Source organism: Bacillus sp. S2(2024), assembly GCF_050474045.1.
GTDB lineage: Bacteria > Bacillota > Bacilli > Bacillales > Bacillaceae_G > Bacillus_A > Bacillus_A yunxiaonensis.
The window spans coordinates 805,396-827,537 of record NZ_JBFLUS010000003.1 but is presented as its reverse complement, the minus strand read 5'-3'; the positions used below and the strand labels follow the sequence as shown (position 1 = coordinate 827,537).

At 36.9% G+C, this 22,142-nt stretch carries 20 protein-coding genes and 1 other annotated feature; of the genes, 6 read left to right on the top strand and 14 right to left on the bottom strand.

Translation table 11 applies throughout. From position 1 onward, the window contains the following. Nucleotides 1-306 precede the first annotated feature (306 nt). Nucleotides 307-975 carry a TerC family protein gene (locus AB1284_RS04220; protein ID WP_429751406.1) on the top strand — a complete coding sequence of 223 codons (669 nt, stop codon included), beginning with the start codon at nucleotides 307-309 and terminating at the stop codon, nucleotides 973-975. Between the two features lie 200 nt (nucleotides 976-1,175). Here AB1284_RS04220 and spx read toward each other — a convergent pair whose 3' ends face one another. Beyond that, nucleotides 1,176-1,571: a transcriptional regulator Spx gene (spx, locus tag AB1284_RS04215; RefSeq protein ID WP_020059817.1), complete on the bottom strand. Its 396-nt coding sequence runs from the start codon at nucleotides 1,569-1,571 to the stop codon at nucleotides 1,176-1,178. A gap of 436 nt (nucleotides 1,572-2,007) precedes the next feature. Between spx and AB1284_RS04210 the strand changes: the two genes are divergently transcribed. Beyond that, complete coding sequence (locus tag AB1284_RS04210) at nucleotides 2,008-2,211, top strand: hypothetical protein (protein ID WP_230574982.1); 204 nt, start codon at nucleotides 2,008-2,010, stop codon at nucleotides 2,209-2,211. A gap of 139 nt (nucleotides 2,212-2,350) precedes the next feature. Here AB1284_RS04210 and AB1284_RS04205 read toward each other — a convergent pair whose 3' ends face one another. The 5 genes from AB1284_RS04205 to opp3b all read right to left on the bottom strand — a co-directional run bounded on the left by AB1284_RS04205 (nucleotide 2,351) and on the right by opp3b (nucleotide 8,257). Further along, nucleotides 2,351-3,988: a peptide ABC transporter substrate-binding protein gene (locus AB1284_RS04205; RefSeq protein WP_429751408.1), complete on the bottom strand. Its 1,638-nt coding sequence runs from the start codon at nucleotides 3,986-3,988 to the stop codon at nucleotides 2,351-2,353. A gap of 334 nt (nucleotides 3,989-4,322) precedes the next feature. After that, the gene (locus AB1284_RS04200; protein ID WP_429751410.1) at nucleotides 4,323-5,258 is read right to left on the bottom strand and encodes an ABC transporter ATP-binding protein; all 936 of its coding nucleotides are present in this window, start codon (nucleotides 5,256-5,258) and stop codon (nucleotides 4,323-4,325) included. Beyond that, complete coding sequence (locus AB1284_RS04195) at nucleotides 5,251-6,294, bottom strand: ABC transporter ATP-binding protein (RefSeq protein WP_429751412.1); 1,044 nt, start codon at nucleotides 6,292-6,294, stop codon at nucleotides 5,251-5,253. Before AB1284_RS04195 ends, AB1284_RS04200 begins: the two co-directional genes overlap by 8 nt. A 20-nt stretch (nucleotides 6,295-6,314) precedes the next feature. Continuing rightward, nucleotides 6,315-7,331 carry an oligopeptide ABC transporter permease gene (gene opp3C / locus AB1284_RS04190; RefSeq protein ID WP_429754355.1) on the bottom strand — a complete coding sequence of 339 codons (1,017 nt, stop codon included), beginning with the start codon at nucleotides 7,329-7,331 and terminating at the stop codon, nucleotides 6,315-6,317. Next, complete coding sequence (opp3b, locus tag AB1284_RS04185; protein ID WP_429751414.1) at nucleotides 7,328-8,257, bottom strand: oligopeptide ABC transporter permease; 930 nt, start codon at nucleotides 8,255-8,257, stop codon at nucleotides 7,328-7,330. The genes opp3C and opp3b overlap by 4 nt, the downstream gene beginning before the upstream one ends. A gap of 852 nt (nucleotides 8,258-9,109) precedes the next feature. On the opposite strand from opp3b, the gene AB1284_RS04180 reads away from it, so the two are divergent. Together AB1284_RS04180 and trpS are read left to right on the top strand one after the other, a co-directional pair. Next, complete coding sequence (locus AB1284_RS04180) at nucleotides 9,110-9,487, top strand: DUF3899 domain-containing protein (protein WP_429751415.1); 378 nt, start codon at nucleotides 9,110-9,112, stop codon at nucleotides 9,485-9,487. A 55-nt stretch (nucleotides 9,488-9,542) separates the two neighbouring features. Further along, nucleotides 9,543-9,759: a binding site (T-box leader), on the top strand. Between the two features lie 251 nt (nucleotides 9,760-10,010). After that, a complete protein-coding gene (gene trpS, locus AB1284_RS04175; RefSeq protein WP_429751417.1) occupies nucleotides 10,011-11,000 on the top strand; it encodes a tryptophan--tRNA ligase in 990 nt (329 codons plus the stop codon). A 109-nt stretch (nucleotides 11,001-11,109) separates the two neighbouring features. Here trpS and AB1284_RS04170 read toward each other — a convergent pair whose 3' ends face one another. The 5 genes from AB1284_RS04170 to AB1284_RS04150 all read right to left on the bottom strand — a co-directional run bounded on the left by AB1284_RS04170 (nucleotide 11,110) and on the right by AB1284_RS04150 (nucleotide 16,438). Continuing rightward, nucleotides 11,110-11,856, bottom strand: a complete 747-nt coding sequence (locus tag AB1284_RS04170) for a YjbA family protein (protein ID WP_336483520.1) — start codon at nucleotides 11,854-11,856, stop codon at nucleotides 11,110-11,112. A 497-nt stretch (nucleotides 11,857-12,353) separates the two neighbouring features. After that, nucleotides 12,354-13,142, bottom strand: coding sequence for a DUF2268 domain-containing protein (locus tag AB1284_RS04165; protein ID WP_429751419.1), 789 nt, complete (start codon nucleotides 13,140-13,142; stop codon nucleotides 12,354-12,356). A 145-nt stretch (nucleotides 13,143-13,287) separates the two neighbouring features. After that, nucleotides 13,288-14,526: a beta-ketoacyl-ACP synthase II gene (gene fabF, locus AB1284_RS04160; RefSeq protein WP_429751420.1), complete on the bottom strand. Its 1,239-nt coding sequence runs from the start codon at nucleotides 14,524-14,526 to the stop codon at nucleotides 13,288-13,290. Nucleotides 14,527-14,554: 28 nt separating this feature from the next. Then, a complete protein-coding gene (locus tag AB1284_RS04155; RefSeq protein ID WP_429751422.1) occupies nucleotides 14,555-15,487 on the bottom strand; it encodes a beta-ketoacyl-ACP synthase III in 933 nt (310 codons plus the stop codon). 78 nt (nucleotides 15,488-15,565) lie between these two features. Beyond that, nucleotides 15,566-16,438 carry a TetR/AcrR family transcriptional regulator gene (locus AB1284_RS04150; RefSeq protein ID WP_429751424.1) on the bottom strand — a complete coding sequence of 291 codons (873 nt, stop codon included), beginning with the start codon at nucleotides 16,436-16,438 and terminating at the stop codon, nucleotides 15,566-15,568. Nucleotides 16,439-16,713: 275 nt separating this feature from the next. On the opposite strand from AB1284_RS04150, the gene AB1284_RS04145 reads away from it, so the two are divergent. Continuing rightward, nucleotides 16,714-19,842 carry an efflux RND transporter permease subunit gene (locus AB1284_RS04145; RefSeq protein WP_429751425.1) on the top strand — a complete coding sequence of 1,043 codons (3,129 nt, stop codon included), beginning with the start codon at nucleotides 16,714-16,716 and terminating at the stop codon, nucleotides 19,840-19,842. Between the two features lie 51 nt (nucleotides 19,843-19,893). Here AB1284_RS04145 and AB1284_RS04140 read toward each other — a convergent pair whose 3' ends face one another. From AB1284_RS04140 to AB1284_RS04130, 3 genes are read right to left on the bottom strand one after another with little or no spacing between them, the layout of a single operon-like run. Next, a complete protein-coding gene (locus AB1284_RS04140) occupies nucleotides 19,894-20,073 on the bottom strand; it encodes a ComZ family protein (protein ID WP_429751427.1) in 180 nt (59 codons plus the stop codon). 40 nt (nucleotides 20,074-20,113) lie between these two features. Next, nucleotides 20,114-20,971 carry an NAD-dependent epimerase/dehydratase family protein gene (locus tag AB1284_RS04135; protein ID WP_429751429.1) on the bottom strand — a complete coding sequence of 286 codons (858 nt, stop codon included), beginning with the start codon at nucleotides 20,969-20,971 and terminating at the stop codon, nucleotides 20,114-20,116. A gap of 50 nt (nucleotides 20,972-21,021) precedes the next feature. Beyond that, the gene (locus tag AB1284_RS04130; protein WP_429751431.1) at nucleotides 21,022-21,753 is read right to left on the bottom strand and encodes an alpha/beta hydrolase; all 732 of its coding nucleotides are present in this window, start codon (nucleotides 21,751-21,753) and stop codon (nucleotides 21,022-21,024) included. A gap of 156 nt (nucleotides 21,754-21,909) precedes the next feature. Here AB1284_RS04130 and AB1284_RS04125 point away from each other — a divergent pair, with 156 nt between their 5' ends. Further along, the gene (locus AB1284_RS04125; protein WP_429751433.1) at nucleotides 21,910-22,095 is read left to right on the top strand and encodes a YjzD family protein; all 186 of its coding nucleotides are present in this window, start codon (nucleotides 21,910-21,912) and stop codon (nucleotides 22,093-22,095) included. Nucleotides 22,096-22,142 lie beyond the last annotated feature (47 nt).

Sequence of the window (22,142 nt, the reverse complement as noted above, 5' to 3'; positions counted from 1 at the left end):
AAAAAAACAGTCATTTACCTAATTTTTCATTAAAGTATTCCCCTTAATCCCATAATGACTCTTCCTTCTCTCAAGAAAACATTGGACATGTTATCCACATAAATGATTGTCCTATATTCTTTTTTCCTGCATATGATGTAAACGAAACAAACTAAAAAGGACATTCCTTCTTCTATGATATACAATACATTTACCATTCATATTAAATACAATTCTTTTCTTACATAGTGATTCTAACGAAAACAAATCCAATCCTAATAGACAATGTTTCTGTCTATTAGGACAGAACAAACGGAGGCAAACTGAATGGATTTAGACTTTCTCACATCCATCCTTATAATCGTTGGTATCGATGTTGTGTTAGGCGGCGACAACGCGATTGTCATCGCACTCGCAAGTCGAAATTTACCAGAAGCAGAGCGAAATAAAGCGATTGTTTTAGGGACTGGTTTAGCCATCATACTACGGATCCTCCTCACAGTACTAGCCGTTTATTTACTTAACATCCCATTTCTACAAGCAATCGGCGGTTTTTTCCTTACTCTCATCGCAATCAATCTGCTCACAGATAACAATCATGATCTTTCTAGCATTAAGGCAAAGACAACCTTATTTCAAGCCGTACGGACAATCGTTTTCGCAGACCTTGTTATGGGGTTCGATAATGTACTCGCAATCGCCGGGGCTTCACATGGAAATATTGCATTAGTTATCAGCGGATTACTCATCTCCATTCCTATTATCATTTGGGGAAGTAAACTCATTTTATTATGCATGGAAAGATTTCCTCTTCTCGTTTATATTGGCGCTGCCATCTTAGCTTATACAGCAGGTAATATGATAACACATGAAAAATTTTTCATATCTTTTTTCGAGAGGAATCCATTTTTCACAGCTAGTATTCCCTTTCTCTTCACGATTACAGTGTTACTAGTTGGCATTTTTGTAAACCAATTAAAGCTGCGAAATACATGAAGTTCAACTACTCGGACGCTTTTTTCCACTATGGAAAGCTCGCTCAATCGAGTTTTTACCCACGAGCAGCGAGACAACAATATCAGTGAATTATCACCTTTTAGCAAAATACGACATGCATAATCTATCCAAAAAGAAAAGGAGCCAATAGCCCACATTCCGCTAAAGCAGAATGGGGATTAGCTCCTTTTCATATTATATTAATTTACAAGACGCTGCGCTTCGCGTAATTGAAATGTTCTCACTGTACGTGGTAAGAAGCGGCGAATTTCATCTTCGTTATAACCAACTTGCAGGCGTTTTTCATCAATTATAATAGGACGACGAAGAATACCTGGGTAATCACGAATAAGCTTATATAAATCTTGAAGAGGTAAAGATTCTAAATTAATATTCAATTCCTGAAAAACTTTAGAACGAGTTGAAATAATTTCATCTGTTCCGCTTTCTGTCATACGTAAAATCTCTTTAATTTCCTCAATCGATAATGGATCAGAGAAAATATTACGTTCTGTATAAGGAATATGGTTTTCCTCTAACCATAATTTCGCTTTTCTACAAGACGTACAACTTGGAGAACTATATAGTGTTACCATACATTACTCACTCTCCTTAAAAGAGTACAAATTCTGTACTATTTCACATTTTCATAATTATGTTCAAACAAATTCTGTATCGCTCATGACTACTTGTCTAAAAATAAAGAACTTCAAAATTTGTAAGCGAACCTTTCTAAAAAAACAATTACTTTAAATAAGTAACTTCTATAATCATTATACAATAGAACAAGAAAGAAATATACAGTAAATTTTCTTCATAATATACATAAAAGTTATGTATAAGATGTGTATTTTGTAAGAAAAATTTGTGTATTCAGCTAGAGGGAACATTTGTTCTTTCCCCATTTTACCAAACTACTTTTCCTCTGTCTACAGAAATTACAAAAATACATATATTTTTATCTGACAATTCTTTCTTTTTCGCCTTCTTTCACATACAATACATATATACATATACAAAGGGGGCTTATGTATGGGGGCATTTTTTCTTGATTTCGCAATCGTTGCAGCATTAGTCATCGGGATTACCGCAACAGTCGGAATTATTACAAATGGGATTGGGGAAAAATTGTTTGGCGGTAAAGACAAAATGAAATTCGTAGATAAATCCTCTGAAGTGCAAGCTGGTTGGAATCAAGTTGGAGGTAAAGGAATTTATAAAAAGCATACGTACTAAAAAAATGAAGCAGGATTGTTTTCCTGCTTCATTTTTATGTTCATTATTTTAAACTAACAAGTTTTAAACTTCTCTTCAATTCAATTCATAATCCGTAAAGAATGATGAAGCACCTTCTAGGATTAAAAATTCATTTTACTTACTTTACAGAAGCCCATTTAAAGCTTAACTCTGGACCATATTTATTGATGTAAACATCATTTAGTGTTTCACGCTGTAAATACGCTCTTCCGCGTTGATAGATTGGTGCAATAGCTGCATCGTCAAATAACATTTTCTCTGCACTTAATAAATTATTCCAACGACCTTTTAAGTCTGATCCATCTTTTTTACCATTTGCAATGATTTCATCATACTTAGGATTTGAGTAACCCATTTTATTTTGTGCACCGTTTGTTACAAACATATCGAGATATGTCATTGGATCTGGGAAATCTGGTCCCCAACCGCTAAATGAGATGTCATAATCACCGCTGCTCTCTAATTTTAACACTTGTGCAAAAGGTTGTGTTTTCACATTCACTGTTAAGCCTGGTAAATTCTTTTCTAGTTCACCTTTTAGATACTCACTTGTTTTCTTTGCTAATTCTGTATCAGAGTTTAATAACGATAATTCAATTGTGTCTTTTCCAATCTCTTTTTTACCAGCTTCCCAATACTTTTTCGCTTCTTTTGCATCAGCTTTTACAAGCTTTCCATTCTCTTTGCGGAAATCCTTTCCGTCTGGGCTCTTCGTAAAGTCAGCTGGAATTAAACCATATGCTCCTTTTGAACCGTTATTCAACAATGTATTTACCATTGCTTCGCGCTCAAAGCCCATGGAAATCGCTTTACGAATATTTTTGTTTGCTAAAGCAGGATTTTTTTCATTCAAACGTAAGAAATATACCGTTGGATCGCTTGTCGTTTTAAAATCTTTACCGCCTTTATATTTATCTACAAATTCTGCCGATAAATAAACACGGTCAACTGCTTTTGTTTCATATAAATTTACTGCTGTTGCTGTATCTTTTACGATATTAAAGTTGATTTCCTCTAATTTTACTGTTTTGTTATCCCAATAAGATGGGTTTTTCTTTAGTTGGAAGCTTTGCTCATGCTTCCATTCACTTAATACAAACGGTCCATTATATAATGTTGTATTTGCTTCTAGCCCATACTTCGCGCCTTGTTCTTTCACATATTTCTCATCAAGAGGATAGAACAACGGATACACTGTTAAATCTACAAAATATGGAACTGGATTGTCTAGTTCTACTTCTAATGTATAATCATCAACTGCTTTTACACCTAATTGATCTACCGGCAATTGTTTCATATTGATCTTCTCTGCATTCTTCACATCAAACATTATGTAAGCAGATTTTGCAGCTGTATCTGGATTTACTGCTCGCTGCCAAGAATACACAAAATCTTTTGCTGTTACTGGATCACCATTTGACCATTTCGCATCTTTACGTAATTTAAACGTATATTTTTTTCCATCTGCTGATTTTTCATACGACTCGGCAACACCTGGAACTAATTTATTATCTTTTCCAAGACGATATAACCCTTCCATTGTATTGTTCATTACGCTTGAAGATGTTCCATCTGTTGTTAACGTCGTATCCATCGTTGGAAGCTCAGCTGTTTCAAGCAAGTTAACTACCTGCTTTGCACTGCTTGTGTCCCCTTTTGCTTTGGCTTGCGAGTCTTCTTTTGTATATCCGCAAGCCCCTAGAATCATACTTACTGTTAATGTTGATGCAAGTAGCATCGGCACCTTTTTCTGCATGTATTATACCCTCCCCAAAAATGTTAGCCCTTCCATTAAAAAGATTAAAAAGTAATTAAGTTCTAACAATTCATATTATACATACAAATTGATTATTTGTATACTTATTTTTCTATCTTATAAAAATTTTCTGTTAATATTTATATGTCTTGTAAACGTTTTATAATGCGTTTTCCTTCCATTTTCTATTATTGTTTAATTTGTTAAAATTATCAGGATATAATTACTGTACTTTCATCATATATGTTTTTATTAAACTATCTAAAAAAGAACAATGATTTACCTTCTTCTAGAAAGCAAAAAAACGAGCACATTTTCATGTGCTCGTCCACTCTTATTGATAAATTTCTTTATATTTCTTATATTCAGCTTCCGAGCAAAGAACGAAATGCCCTGGGCGAATTTCGCGCATCTTTGGCTCTTCATTTCCATATTGATGCTGAGATGGATCGTACACGATACGTTTACGATTGCGCTCATAATCTGGATCTGGAAGTGGAATTGCTGATAATAGTGATTTTGTATACGGATGAATTGGATGCTCATATAACTCTTCACTCATGGCAAGCTCCACAATTTTTCCGTGATACATAACGCCGATGCGATCACTAATATATTTTACCATCGATAAATCATGCGCAATGAATAAATACGTTAACCCTTTTTCTTTTTGCAATTTTTTCAATAAGTTAACTACTTGCGCTTGAATCGACACGTCAAGCGCTGAAATTGGCTCATCCGCGATAATAAAGTCTGGCTCTACTGCTAATGCTCTCGCAATTCCAATACGTTGACGTTGTCCGCCAGAGAATTCATGCGGGAAACGACTTGCATGCTCACGGTTTAGACCAACCGTTTCAAGCAATTCATACACACGCTTCATACGATCCTCTTTGTTTTCCGCAAGACCATGAATATCAATACCTTCTGCAATAATATCCGCAACGCTCATACGCGGGTTTAGTGATGCATATGGATCTTGGAAAATCATTTGCATTTTACGGTTAAATTTCTTTAATTCCGCACGTGATTTTTTACCGTGCACATTTTCGCCATCAAACAATACCTCTCCTGCTGTTGCATCATATAAACGAATAATCGTTCTTCCTGTTGTTGATTTACCAGAACCAGACTCTCCTACAAGTCCAAATGTCTCTCCGCGGTAAATATCAAAGGTAACATCATCAATAGCCTTTACAACTCCACCGTTCACATTAAAATATTGCTTTACATTTTTTACTTCAATCAATTTTTCACGATTATTAGTCATGCTGTTCACCCGCTTTCATTTGTCGAATACGTTTTTGGACAATTTCCGGCGGCTCCACATTCGGAGCTTCTTCATGAAGTAGCCATGTCGCTGCATAATGTGTATCACTTACTTTGAATAAAGGTGGTTCCATTTCAAAATCAATCTTTAACGCCTGTGGATTACGCGCTGCAAACGCATCACCTTTTGGCGGCTTTAATAAATCTGGTGGTGTACCTGGAATTGCATACAATTCCTCTTCTCCGCCATCTAAACTTGGCATAGAAGCTAATAACCCCCATGTATACGGATGTTTTGGGTTATAGAAAATCTCATCAACTGTTCCAATTTCTACAATTTTCCCCGCATACATAACAGCTACGCGATCCGCTACATTCGCAACAACACCTAAGTCATGCGTAATAAAGATGATTGCTGCTTCTGTTTTTTGCTGAATGTCTTTCATTAATTCTAAAATTTGTGCTTGAATTGTTACGTCAAGTGCAGTTGTCGGCTCATCGGCAATTAATAACTTCGGGTTACAAGCAAGCGCCATTGCAATAACAACACGTTGTCTCATCCCGCCTGAAAATTGGTGTGGATATTGCTTTAAGCGCGCTTCTGGATTCGGGATTCCTACAAGGTCAAGAAGCTCTAACGCAACTTTGCGAGCATCGGTCTTATTCATGCCTTGATGTTTAATAAGACCTTCCATAATTTGATTACCGATTGTCATTGTTGGATTTAACGATGTCATTGGATCTTGGAAAATCATTGCAATTTCTTTCCCGCGAATTTGCTGCATTTCTTTTTCTGATAACTTCGTTAAATCACGACCATCAAAATTAATTTCTCCTTTTTTAATACGCCCTGGCGGCTTTGGAATTAAGTCCATCAACGCTTTAGATGTAACGGATTTACCAGAACCAGACTCCCCTACAATCGCTAATGTTTCTCCTTTTTTCAAGTCAAAAGTAACTCCGCGCACTGCTTGTACTTCACCAGCATGTGTGTCAAAAGAAACATGTAAGTCTTTTACGTCTAATAATGTTTTCATCATTCGCTCTCCTTTCTTCCCTATTTACGCATTTTCGGATCTAACGCGTCACGTAAACCGTCTGCTACTAAGTTAAATGCTAAAATCAGCATACTAATTACGACCGCTGGAATAAACATCATATGCGGATATGTTTGAATTGACTTATACCCATCACTTACTAGAGAACCTAATGATGCTAACGGCGGCTGAATTCCAAGACCAATGAAACTTAAGAAAGCTTCTCCAAACACCGCACTCGGAATTGTAAACATTGTCATAACAATGATAGAGCCCATTAAGTTCGGTACTAAATGTTTTACAATTAGTTGTGTATTTGTTGCTCCAAGTGTACGAGATGCTAATACATACTCTTGATTTTTCATTTTCAATACTTGTCCACGAACAACACGTGACATTCCAATCCATCCTGTAAGAGCCATTGCAAATGTAATGGATAAAATACCAGGATCCATCACGATTACCATTAAAATTACGATAATTAAGTACGGAATACCGTTTAATATTTCTACAAAACGTTGCATTAAGTTATCAACACGGCCTCCATAGAATGCAGAGATACCACCGTATGCAACACCAATGAGTAAATCAATTGCAGCTGCTAATAATGCGATATATAAAGATACGCGTGTTCCTTGCCATGTTCTCGTCCAAATGTCGCGTCCAAGATCATCTGTACCAAACCAAAAATATTCTTTAACATCATGTTTTTCATATTGGTCTACACCGTATTGATCTACACCGTCAAATGGTAACCAATGAATATTCTCTAACACCGGTACTTTCGGCGGCAATTTCGCACGGTTTAAATCTTGATCTTTATACGAATACTTACTCATCATCGGACCAAAAATCGCTAATAGAGCAATTAGAAGGACAATAATCATCCCAAAAACTGCACCTTTATGCTCAAACAGACGTCTTCTTACATCTTCCCAAAACTTTATACTCGGACGGGCAATAACTTCATTATCAGTATTGCTGCGATTTGCTGGTTGAAATAAATCTGGCGATAATTTTTGCATATCTTTCATTATTTTTTCCCTCCCGCTAAACGAATACGAGGATCAACTACACCGTATAGTACATCGACAATAAATATAACAAAAATGAAAATTGCACTATAGAAAATGGTTGTACCCATAATAACTGTATAGTCGTTCAATGGAATAGACTTAACGAACTGTTCCCCTAAACCTGGTATAGCGAATACTTGCTCAATTACAAGTGTTCCTGTCAGCAAGTTAGCAACCATTGGACCTAAAATTGTAATAATTGGGATAAGAGCATTTCGCAGTGCATGTTTTATAATAACCACACCTTTACTAAGCCCTTTTGCTTTTGCCGTTAAAATGTACTCAGCTTGCATAACCTCAATTAATTCTGTACGTGCAAAACGAGCTATTGTAGCTGTTACACTTACAGATAACGCAATTGTCGGTAGAATTGTGTATTCAAATCCCTTCCAGAACGCTACCGGTAACCATCCAGCTTGTACCGCTACATAATATTGTAATAATGCCGCAAAAACGAATCCTGGTACAGACATTCCGAGTACCGAAATGAACGTTGCTCCGTAATCAGCCCACGTATTCGTACGAAGAGCTGCAACAATACCAAGTAGTAATCCCATAAAAGTTCCTAAAACAATTGCTTGTAAACCTAACTGTGCAGATGGACCAATACGACCAACAATCATCTCTGTTACTGGACGGTTGTCATACTGGAATGATACTCCTAAATCCCCTTTAACTAAATTCCCCATGTACCGTGCATATTGCACTGGCAGCGGATCATTTAAACCATACTTTTCTAAAATGATTTCTCTTTGTGCTGGCGATAACTTCTCTTGGTTTTTAAGCGGAGAACCCGGCAATAATTTCATTAAAAAGAATGTTAATGTTGTGATTAAAAATAAAGTAATAATCATGTACGCGAAACGTTGCAATGTATAACGTCCCATAACTAGCACCTCCCCATTTTCTCAAAAGCAATAAGATAGTTTAAAATATTCTTACTATTATTTTTAAAATAAGAGTATATGCCCATCATAGGCATATACCCGTTGTAACTGATGGAATAAAGTATATTATTGCTGGACAAAAGCCCATTCGTAAGAAAACTTGTCGCTATAATTATGTTTGACAACATCTTTTACAGCGCTTTGTTGCATATATGATGTTCCTTTTGGAACACAGGAGCAATAACTGCATCCTCTTGAATAAAAACTTTCTCAACTTTTAACAATTAATCCCAATTAGGTATAACTCTTCCACCATATTGACTCACACTTTAGAAGATTCGGAATATTATACCGAAAAATACATCCCTTGTCCGAATTTTATGTACTTCTGTTAAATTAAACCCTCGCTTCCCATTGTTATTACTTGCCGCCTTCGCTTGCTTACTCTCTTTTTATCCGCAAGCTCCTAGCATGCTAACTATTCATGCCAATGCAAGTAATAATAGAAGCTTCTTCTTCAAGTTGTATTACCTCCCCTACGTGCACCCCCTACGCCCTAACTATGTAAAAATATAGAATTGAAAGAATAATCTCCAAGTTTCTACAATTTTCATTATACATATAATGAGACGATTGTGAATATAGTTTTTTATTTTTTTGTTAAAATTTTTAAATTAAAATGTACTTTTTAGTATTTTTTAGTATCTTTTGTATAGAAAGAAATTAACATTACAGCTGCCTAATTGCAACAAAATACTAAATTGTATATATTTTTCTAAAAATTCTTTATAGTACTCATTATAACTTTTATAGTATAATAATTCTAGTAATTTTTTTGTGGAGGTGCAGCATTTGAATACGCTTTTTTCACGCATTAGTATACTAACTGGCATCACAATTACGGTTTCTTGTGTATGGGCCTTTGTTCTTTCTACTTCTTTTTTGTTGAATTTTGTCAATATTATGTTTTATATCGCTTTACTCTTTATTATTATCGGAGGATTTTTATTTCTATTTCAGCGTGGCTTTTTCAATGTAACAATATATGCTTTCAAAAAGCTAGGCCGATCAAAGGAAAAAATGCAATCTTTAATTGAGGGCGATGAAAAATACGATCCGAAAGAAAGATTGTACCGCACATATTCTTTTGCATGGACATATCCTATCGTTATTACCGCTATCATATTAGGAGCACTATCAACAATCCTTACCTTCACTGTTCTTATATAATTTGCAAACCACTCATTGTGTGTTATAATAGTGCAAAAACATTTTACAAATTTATATGCATGCGATGAGAAAGAAGAGTACATATTGAGGCAATTTCAGAGAGCTTGTGGTCGGTGAAAACAAGTAATTGTACAGTATGGAATGGGCTTTTGAGCACCAAACCGAAACATTTTAGGAGTAGGCTTTGGCGTTACATCCAACGTTACAATGGATAAAGAGATTTTGCTTTAGCAAAATAATTAGGGTGGTACCGCGGTCCATTCGTCCCTATTTTTAGGGATGAATGGGCTTTTTTTATTGGAAAAGTGGAAGCGGCTTGCTCAGAATCGGAGGACGTTGGAGCCGCCGACCGAGAAGTGTTCTTTACTTCAACCGAGGGGGCGAAACGACCGCAGATTCTAGCCGCTGGAACTGGACACCAAAGAAAAGCGAAAGCGGCTTGCTTAAAATTACAAGGCGCTAGAACTCTAAGCCAAAATATCAAAAAATGAAAACTATACAACTTTTTAAGGAGGAAATACATATGTCAGTTATTTTTTCAGGCATTCAGCCAAGCGGAACAATTACACTTGGTAACTATTTAGGAGCAATGAAGCAGTTTACAGAACTGCAAAATGAACATGATTGCTACTTCTGTATTGTAAACCAACATGCCATTACTGTACCGCAAGACCCAGTACAGCTTCGCAAAAATATTCGCAGTCTAGCAGCACTATACGTAGCGTGCGGCATCGATCCAGAGAAAGCTACATTATTTGTACAATCAGAAGTTCCAGCGCACGGTCAACTTGGATGGATTATGCAATGTACTGCGTACGTAGGCGAATTAGAACGTATGACACAATATAAAGATAAGTCACAAGGAAGAGAATCTGTTCCGGCTGCTTTATTAACATACCCGCCATTAATGGCAGCAGACATTTTACTATACAATACAGAGATTGTTCCAGTTGGAGATGATCAAAAACAACATATTGAATTAACACGTGATTTAGCAGAACGTTTTAACAATCGTTATCGCGAAGTATTTACTATTCCGGAAATTCGCATTCCAAAAGTAGGCGCACGCGTTATGTCATTAACAGAACCTACGAAAAAAATGAGTAAATCAGATTCAAATCCAAAATCAATGATCAGTATGCTTGATGATCCTAAGACAATCGAAAAGAAAATTAAAAGTGCTGTAACAGATTCAGACGGTATCGTAAAATTCGACAAAGAAAACAAACCTGGTATTTCTAACTTATTAACAATCTACTCTTCATTCTCAGGGAAAACAATTGAAGAACTAGAAGCTCAATATGAAGGAAAAGGATACGGCGACTTCAAAGGCGACTTAGCACAAGTTGTTGTTGAAGCAATCCGCCCAATTCAAGAAAAATATAATGACCTCATTAATTCTCCTGAATTAGATGAAATCCTTGATAAAGGTGCTGAAAAAGCAAACCGCGTCGCAATGAAACAACTTCGCAAAGTTGAAAACGCAATGGGATTAAGCAGAAAACGTAGATAAGGAAGAAAAGCGGAAGCGGCTCGTCTACCCGCATCCGCCGATATCTTTGTAGACACACAAAAAGGGAATGATCCTAAAAGGCACCTACGTGCCTTTTGGATCATTCCCTTTAATTTACCTTTTGCTCGTTTTCCATTTCCCACAACTTTTCAAAGAACGGTTGTCCTCTCACAAGTCGTTCACAAAGCTGTTCATGTTTATCTGACCAGCCATACTTTGCTTCTTCATATAAACGGTTCCACACTTCTTCAAATGGCAAGTGTTGCACAGATGGATATGCTGCTGGATCCCATTCTGTATACCAATAGCGAATCTCCGCTGGGTTTTTCGTTGTATGTAGTTGATCTAGCGCCATAAAGAGCAGTTGTTTTAATTGTCTTTCTTTCCGCGTTAGCCCATTCATCATGTGCGGGGAAGGTGATAAAATATGATGCTCCTTTTGCGATCCTTCCACTTCAAAATCATATGTTTCTGCCTGTACGTTTTCTACCATTTCATACACCATTTGCTCTTGTCTTGGAATCAGTCGGCTTTTGCGTATCGGAATATTGTATCCGATTGTATCAATTGCAATAATTCCTTTTCCATCTGATACAACAAAACAATACTCTTGTTGCAGTCGTTCATGGTTTTTTCGAATATACGCCTTATGATGTACGTCTTCCAATAGTTTTGGCGGAAGCTCTAGCAATTCGTTCTCGATGTAATGATATAATGTGGAATCTACTTTTACTAATGGTACTTGATCTAATAATTCGATCGTATCATCCTTCCGCCATTCATAGAAATGACAGACGTTATACCCGTTTTCTTCACCTTCAAACCAATTTACCCATACATCATGCAGATATAACATTGTTTACCCCTCACTTCACAACTGTTTGTAGCTCTCATTATGGTCATCTTTCATAAAATTTATTCCAATGAAGGAAATATATTCTTATTATTAATTTCTTCATCGTCTCTCACCTTTCATTCTCATCAGATAAAACTTTCATTAGTAAATATCCGGTTCATCACCGTAACATGGAGTTGATTTTTTGAAAATGAATCATTTTTCATACACGGAACGGAGAGTGGCGACTCCTGCGGGAATAGCGAAGAAAGTGAGACCCCGCAAGCTTGCCGAGGAGGCTCGCTCTCGCTCGCGGAAAGCGTCCACTCGGAGTGGAGTGTACATCTATCTATATGTCACCCCCGTCTTTTGGTGATGAACCAAATATCTTTCCCTCTAATAATTAGTCAAGAAATGAATACAATGCCACCTCTCTTTCTCATTTCTCTTTGCATCTTGAGATGGGATCCTACTACAAAATAAAAAAACTTAGCCACAGCTAAGTCCATACCTCATTCTTATGATTCAAAAGAAACTGCTTCTTTTAAAATCGTTTTTGCATCCATTTCTAGTAAAGCATTTGTATTATATTTCGTATGCGCTACACAATCCTTTACGATATGAAATCCTACAGCATATCCAAGCATACGTGGATAGAATCTCCATCCATTTAACAACACATCATGCTCCCGGGTCATTCGGTTAACATTACATCTATCATGTAGAAACCGATGCCAAAGCCTAATTGCTTCCTGTTTGCTATAATAAGACACCCACGGAGCATGATAAGAATCTCCATACCTTTCATACACCGCTTGTTCCGCTAAGCCCTCCATAACCATCGTATCCAGAATCGTATACTGTTCTTCTTTTATTTCAGTTTCATGGATACGGCATATGTGGTGGTATTCATGGGTAAGCAATGCCTTTAACTCACCAATCGAATTTTGTGAACTCACAAATAAAAATAAAGCATCTCGAATTGTTAATCCTGCTTTCCCTTTGTACTCTCGCTGAATAGTTCGGTTATATGGATCAGATAATAAAATAAATACCGGTATATCAGGTCCTTTTAACCATTCCCGTAATTCTTTGTACTCTAATGCCAACTTCTCCCATACTCGTTCTTTTTGTAATATGTCGATTTCTTTCTCTCCATCTATCACTGGGCGAAACATTCCTTTCGAAACAAGAAATCGATACAACGCTTCTTGTTGAAGCGGAAAATATTTTGTAAACTTCTCACAAATTTTTTCTGGCTCTTGATAATACGTACGCATCCATTCTGCCGTTTTCACCACGCCCATCTTTCTCCCTCCTTTAGTTCCATACATATGCAACTAACTGAAAGAAGGCATAAAAAAAGTGCAGATTTTCATCTACACTTTTTTCCTTTATCCAGCATTAACGGGCAGTGGGGATAAAGCTCCCACTGACGGTAGCTTCACTTTATTATTTATATGCTTTAAATACTAATGCTGCGTTATGACCACCAAAACCTAATGAGTTACTTAATACAGCACGTACCTCTTGTTGTCTTGCTTTATTTGGTACACAATCTAAGTCACACTCTGGATCTGGCGTTTCATAGTTAATTGTTGGAGGAACAATACCATCTGTAATTGTTTTAACAGATATAATTGCTTCTACTGCACCCGCTGCACCTAGTAAATGTCCTGTCATTGATTTTGTTGAACTTACCGCTACTTTATATGCATGCTCACCAAATACTTCTTTAATCGCCATCGTTTCATACTTTTCATTTGCTTCTGTACTTGTACCGTGCGCATTAATATAATCAATGTCTTCGGGCTGTAATCCAGCGTCAGCTAATGCCTGACGCATTGCACGAACACCGCCTTCACCACCAGGAGCTGGAAGCGTAATATGGAATGCATCACCTGTTGCTCCGTATCCAACGATTTCAGCATAAATGTGTGCACCACGTGCTAACGCATGCTCTAACTCTTCCAAGATAAGAATACCAGCACCTTCGCCCATAACAAAACCACTGCGATTTTTATCAAACGGACGACAAGCTGTTGCCGGATCTTCATTAAATGTTAATGCTTTGGCAGAACTAAACCCTGCAAATGCTATATTTGTTAACGGTGCTTCTGCTCCGCCCGTAATCATTGCATCTGCGTCACCGCGCTGAATTACTTTAAATGCATCACCGATTGAATTCGCTCCTGATGCACAAGCTGTTACTGAACAAGTATTAATTCCTTTTGCCCCAGTAGCAATCGATACTTGACCAGCTGCCATATCCGGAATCATCATCGGTACGAAAAATGGACTTACGCGGCGTGCACCTTTTTCCATATATACTTTAAATTGTTCTTCGTATGTTTCCATACCGCCAATTCCAGATCCAACCCATACTCCGATACGAGGAGCATTCTCTTCTGTAATTTCTAATTTCGCATCTTCTACAGCCATTTTTGCAGCTGCAACAGCATATTGTGTAAAGCGGTCCATACGACGCGCTTCTTTCTTATCAATATATTTCTCGACTTCAAAGTCTTTAATTTCCGCTGCTACTTTTGCCGGAAACTGGTCTGCATCTAAGCGTGTAATGCGTCCAATTCCAGATACACCATTTTTAATATTTTCCCAAACAGTTTCTACATCCGTCCCTACTGGAGTTACTGCTCCTAATCCTGTAATTACAACACGCTTTTTTTCCATACAAAATACACTCCTTTTCTCTGAATCCTTATTTACCCCAACGAAGAGCAAGCGCTCCCCAGGTTAATCCACCGCCAAAACCAACTAATATGATAAGATCACCATCTTGAATGCGTCCATTTTGCAATTCTTCTACCATAGCAATTGGAATCGAAGAAGCTGACGTATTCCCAAACTTAGAAATCGTCGTGCTCATCTTTTCCTGTGGTAAATTTAATCGCTCTCTCGCCGATTCCATAATACGAATATTTGCTTGATGAGGCACTAAATAGTCCACATCTTCTTTCGTAAGGTTTGCTTTTTCTAAAACACGAAGGCAAGAATCACCGAGTTGACGAACAGCAAATTTAAAGACTTCTCTTCCGTTCATCGTAATATATTCATCTTGGTAAAGGTGCTTACCACCACTTCCATCCGCTCCTAATTCAAATGAAAGAATACCTTTTCCTTCTGAAACAGCTCCCATAACGACCGCGCCTGCTCCATCGCCAAATAAAACTGCCGTATTTCGGTCATTCCAGTCTACAATTTTAGATAACTTATCGCTACCAATTACCAATATATTTTTATAAGTTCCAGTTTGAATAAATTGTTGTGCTGTAATCATTCCGTACATAAAACCAGCACAAGCTGCACCTAAATCCATAGCTGCTGCATGCTTCGCTCCAATTTGTTCTTGAACTACGCAAGCAACCGCTGGAAACGAACGATCCGGCGTTACTGTTGCAACTAAAATAAGATCAATTTCTTCCCCGCTAATCCCCGCATTTTCAAGTGCTTTTTTTGCAGCTTCCACAGCCATATGTGAAGTATCTATTGTATCATCAGCAATTCGTCTTTCTGTAATTCCTGTTCTTGTACGAATCCATTCATCAGATGTGTCCATCATTTTCTCTAAGTCGTGGTTTGTGACAACTTTTTCCGGCACATATCTCCCGATCCCTAAAATGCCTACGTTCACATTGCAACCCTCCGTTTTATATCAATTATTATGACTTGGTACTAATTTTAAATGATAAGTTTCCTTTTGTCTATAATATTAATTTGTTATTTTATAATACAACGCAAGTCTTTCACGGAAATCATGCAATTCAGGATACGTTTTTAAGTTAGACAACATTCCTTGAATAACTGGAACTCGCGGATGATTCATTTTCATTTCTGACTCTAGCACATCTAGTGTAACCATTAATTCATCATTCCCTAATTGATCTACTAGCGTACGTTTTAACTTAATAATTTCATTTATAAATAATTCTTCCTTATGCTCGTTCATTACATTCGTATTGCATAATAAATGATTGAGTTCTCTTTCTGTAATGACTGGTTCGTCTTTTGAACGTTGCAGCCCCGCTACGATATCATCCATTCTCTTTAAGATAAATTTTGCCGTATACAGTATATCTAAATTTACCGTATTAAAGATAATTAGCTCTAAATATCCACGTGATATTCCTTCTAGCATGATAATTAAGTCAACAAGATGAGAGGTAATCTCTTCCCCGTAAATAGAAAGTAAACTGTTTCGATAAAAAGCATGTGATTCTAATTTCATTCTCGTCATAAATGTTTCTACTTCTTTATTAAAGGGAATTACATTTTCTCTCATACACATAATAATGAATTCTTTTTTTTGTTGTAATTCGTAAAACTGACAGTGCATTTGTTTTTCAAATTTCTCACGTGGAGGTAATGATTCTTTTTCAATATCCGTCATTTTATTTTGAATCCGATCGTAGTAATACTCGAGCGTTGCCAATACTAAAGCGTCTTTCGATTTAAAATGCAAATAAAATGCGCCTTTGGAAATACCGGATTCCGTTGCTATCTCTTGAATAGATGTTGCACTAACACCCTTCATTGCAAATAATTTAATTGCTGTTTCAATAATTAACCGCTCTTTTTCCTTCATCTTTTTCTCTCCTAAAAAAACACTCTTATTCGAATTATGACTCATTGGTCAAAAATTGCAAGTATTTCTCAATATTTTATCCCGCATTAACGGGCAGTAAGATCCCCACCTCAAGAGTTTGAGAAAATCAAAGAAAATAGTTGGGGATAACTGCCCGTTAATGCCCGATTGGTTCAACTAACCATCAGCCCTTTCAGTTGACCGTTGACCGATCAGTCAGTTATACTTTGTTCGTTATGACCAATGAGTCAGTTTTCATAAAAAGGAGCGTAGAAATGAAGAAAATTATTAACTTTTCGTTAAACAATAAGTTCGCAGTCTGGCTATTAACGATTATTATTACGATTGCAGGAATCTATTCTGGTCTTCGCATGAAGCTAGAAACAATCCCGGACATCACAACACCGCTTGTAACAGTAACAACTGTTTATCCTGGTGCTACTCCAGCTGAAGTAGCAGAAAAGATTTCAAAACCAATCGAACAACGACTGCAAAACTTAAGTGGAGTAAACGTTGTCAGCTCCTCTTCTTATCAAAATGCGTCTTCTATTCAAGTAGAATATAACTTTGATAAAAATATGGAAAAAGCAGAAACAGAAGTAAAAGAGGCACTCGCTAACCTACCTTTACCGGAGGGCGTAAAAGAACCAAAAGTTTCTCGCCTTAGCTTTAATGCTTTCCCTGTTATTTCATTAAGTGTCACAGGTAAGAATGAGTCTCTTGCGCAGCTGACAGAACGCGTAGAAAAAGATATTGTTCCAGGCTTACAAGGGCTAGACGGCGTTGCATCTGTTCAAATTTCAGGACAACAAGTTGAAGAAGTACAACTTGTCTTCAACAAAGAAAAAATGAAAGAATTAGGCCTTAGCGAAGATACTGTGAAGAACATGATTAAAGGTTCTAATGTATCCATGCCGCTAGGACTGTATACATTTAAAGATAAAGAAAAATCCGTTGTTGTAGATGGAAACATTACAACGTTAAGTGCTTTAAAAGAAATGAAAATCCCGCTTGTTCCTTCTGCAAACCAAGGAAGTTCACAAAGGTCAACGCAGGCGCAGCAGCCTAATATGAATCCTGCTGCAACGGGACAAGGATTCGCAATTCCAACTGTAGCATTGCAAGATATTGCCGATATTAAACAAGTTGGAAAAGCAGAGTCTATTTCACGCACAAACGGAAAAGAAGCAATCAGCCTTCAAATTGTAAAAGCTGCTGATGCAAATACAGTTGACGTTGTAAATGCTGTAAAAAATAAAACAAAAGATTTTGAGAAGAAATTTGATAACATCGAAATCACTTCAACATTCGACCAAGGTGCACCAATCGAAAAATCGGTTAGTACAATGTTAAGTAAGGCTGTTTTTGGTGCCATTTTCGCTGTTATTATTATCATGTTGTTCTTACGTAACATTCGAACAACACTTATTTCCGTTATTTCAATTCCACTTTCTTTATTAATAGCAATTTTACTATTAAAAGAAATGAATATTACATTAAATGTCATGACGCTCGGGGCAATGACCGTCGCTATCGGCCGCGTTGTCGATGACTCAATCGTTGTTATTGAAAACATTTACCGGCGCATGGCTTTATCCAACGAAAAATTAAAAGGAAAAGACTTAATTCGCGAAGCAACGAAAGAAATGTTTGTTCCGATTATGTCATCTACAATCGTAACCATTGCGGTCTTCTTACCGCTTGGTCTTGTTAAAGGAATGATTGGTGAACTGTTCTTACCATTTGCTTTAACGGTTGTTTTCGCCTTATTAGCATCTCTTCTTGTAGCTGTTACAATTGTTCCAATGATGGCACATTCTTTATTTAAAAAAGAAAGTACGAAAGAAAAACAACAGCACAATCACGAAGAGCATCCAAGCAAACTTGCTAATGGATATAAACGGCTTCTAGAATGGGTATTAAACCATAAAATTATTACATCTAGCATCGCGGTTTTATTATTAGTAGGAAGCATTGCTCTTATCCCAATTGTAGGTGTAAGCTTCTTACCATCCGAAGAAGAGAAAACAGTAATTACATCTTATAATCCAGAACCTGGACAAACATTACAAGATGTCACAAGCATTGCAACAAAAGCAGAAGATTACTTTAAGAAAAATAAAGATGTGAAAACAATTCAATTCTCACTTGGCGGGGAAAACCCAATGAGCCCAGGTAAATCGAACCAGGCATTGTTCTTTGTTCAATACAAAAACGATACAAAGAACTTCGAGAAGGAAAAAGAAAAAGTTGTTAAAGACTTACAAAAGATGACGGAAAAAGGCGAATGGAAAAACCAAGACTTCTCATCTGGCGGAAGCAGCAATGAAATTAAGCTATATGTATACGGCGACAGCTTAGAAGAGATTAAACCTGTCGTAAAAGACATCCAAAATATCATGAAAAAAGATAAAACGTTAAAAAATATCGACTCTAGCCTTTCAAAAACATACGATGAATACACATTGGTCGCAGATCAAGAGAAGTTAAGTAAACTCGGTTTAACTGCTGCGCAAGTAGGCATGGGGCTTTCTGACTCTCACGAACGACCTGTCTTAACAACAGTAAAAGAAAATAACAAAGAGATGAATGTGTATGTGGAAGTTAACAAACAAAACTACGAAAACATTGATGATTTAACAAACCGAAAAATACAAACACCACTTGGTACAGAAGTGGCTGTAAAAGACGTTATGACTGTAAAAGAAGGAGAAACGTCTAATACAATAACAAGACGTGACGGCCGCGTATATGCGGAAGTAACTGCAAAACCAACAACAGACGATGTCGCAAAGGCTTCTAGAAACATTCAAAAAGAAGTAGATAAAATGAAATTACCATCTGGCATTGATGTTTCGATGGGCGGCGTATCGAAAGATATTCAAGAATCCTTTACACAGCTTGGCTTAGCAATGTTAGCTGCGATTGCGATTGTATACTTCGTTCTCGTTGTAACATTCGGCGGGGCACTGGCACCATTTGCGATTTTATTCTCGCTTCCATTTACAATAATCGGCGCCGTTGTTGCCTTATTAATCTCGGGAGAAACATTAAGCATCTCTGCAATGATTGGTGCTCTCATGTTAATCGGTATCGTTGTCACAAACGCCATCGTATTCATTGACCGCGTTATTCATAAGGAACGTGAAGGATTTACAACACGCAACGCATTACTAGAAGCTGGCGCAACAAGATTGCGCCCAATCTTAATGACTGCTATCGCAACGATTGGCGCCTTACTTCCACTTGCATTAGGCTTTGAAGGAAGCGGCCTTATTTCCAAAGGTCTTGGCGTAACAGTAATCGGGGGATTAACAAGCTCTACGCTATTAACGTTATTAATTGTACCGATTGTATATGAAGTATTAAGTAAATTGAAACGAAAAAATAAAGTAGTCAAATAAAAAAGCGAGACCTTTCCATCAAGACGGAAAGGTCTCTTTTATAGAGTTCTATTACTCTTTTGCATCCGCTTTCCCAAGCTCATAAGCTTCATCCATAACCTTCATTAATAACTCTAATACAGGCTGTGCTTTTTCCATATCCAATGCAATACCACTATCATCTAAAATCGCCTTTGCTTCTGGAAAATGTTTCATTGCGATTTGTAAAAATTGCATGTTTTTTTCATTCATATCTCCTCATCCTTTCAACATTAAAACGTTCTTTTCTAGTTTACCACGTGCCGCTTCCCTCGTATAACTCCTTATAATGTTTTATGTGAGAAATTTGACGCTGTAATCCATCTTCTAATGCAATCGGATTTGTAACAATCATCTCTGTTTCCTCATTTTTTTGACACTCTTTATGATGTATTTGAATTTTACCTGTTTCCTGTAATAATTCAATTCCTTTTTGCCATTGGTTTTCTTTTCCGCTGCAAAGAGAATATATTTTTCTTTCCATCCTTTTTTGACCGAGTTCATATAAACATCGAGCAACATCTTCAACATATATAAGGTCACATGTGCATTCCTCTACGGGAACAGAAATAGTTTGTTGCTTCATTTGCGAAAGAATAACATGATGGTATGCCATAAACAACGGCTGCCACGGTCCATATACAGTCGGAACGCGCAGTATACAATAATCCGCACTCCCCTTCTTTACCTCTCTCTCTATTTTTGAAAAAAGTATATTATTTTCATTGCTACAAGCATGACCCACTTCTTCAGAAGATAAAACGATGAATTTTATTTCTTTTCTTCTGCAAAAACTCTCAAATCGCTTTACATATTGCAATATGATACGTTCGTTCCGAAAATCCTTTTGCTGATTTGGCTCACATAAGCAAAAATACGCAGCATCAATATCAGTTTTCTCCAACACTTCCCATCCTTCATCATCCCTCAGCGAAAAATACGTAAATAATGCATTTCGACCAATTAAACATAATTTTTCTTCACTCACTTTGGAAACACTTTTCATATCATCAAAATCCAATGCATACACTTCAACCTCTTCTTCAAGAAACTTCTGCACAAGATGATAGCCGATAAATGTCAACGCCCCAACAACAATTACTCGTTTCATTTTCTATTCCTCCTCAAATATATATAAAAAGCTCCTTATGTATAGGAGCTTTATATATCTTCATACCACTTAAAAAACTGACACGCATTTTTCGCTGTTTTATATTTTTTATCTTGTAGATGAAAGGATAATAAAGTCGGGCAATTCTCTTGCAAACGTTTCTTTTCATATTCCCGCAGCAACTGTTTTCGTTCTTTTTTTTCTTGAATGGATACAAATATTTTGACCGGAACAGATGATGCTAAGTACGGAAATGCTTTCTTTTCAATTTTCGATTCTAATTCTGATTCTGTCGCATCATACGCTTGCATCAATTCACGAATTAACCGCTTATAAAAAAATTTATGCTCTTTTTCAAGTTCAACATGTGCCGGTAAGTGAATACACGGATTAAACATGAGAACAGAACGAACACACTCTGGATATTGTTTCATCATTTGCAGAGCTACAAGCGCCCCCATCCCTTCTGCTATGATATGAATTTTTTCATTCAAAATCTCCTTTTTCATGACAACATGATACAATCGCTTCGCCAAAAGAACCGCCTGTTCATTTCCCCAATGTCTCCCGTGTAAATTAGAAGAAAAAATCGTATAGCCTTCCTTACGCAATTCATTTAAAAAGTGTAACCGTCCTGCATGTTGAAGCCATAAACTTGTACCATTCTCAATGAAATAATTGTAGTCACCTAGCAGCAATATGCCGAATCCATTCGGTTTTTCCGGCAAATGAATTACACATGGCTCTTGCTCTAAAAAGAAAAAACGCTCCGTGATTCCCATACTTCTCCCGCCTTATATAACAACATCAAAATTACTCTTTTATAATGTATGATGCTAACGGCAATTTGCTTTGCAAAAACAACAAATATTTTTTCTATATTCTTTTTAGAGTTATGTTACAATAAAAATAAATTGAACGAATAGAGGTGTAAAAAGATGCGTGTAATTTGGGCCTTTATCTGGTCGTTCCTGCTTGTGCAAATGATGAGCTACGTACTAAGCTCTATGACGCCAGGCGTTACATACGATTTCCAACAAGCAACTATTTTTTCTGTAATTATCACTGTAATTGTGATCGTTCTAGGAGCATTAATCCCAAACGAGCCTGCAGAGCAGCATTAATAAAAAAGAGTCCGGAAATGATCCGGACTCTTTTTTTATCCCGCTAT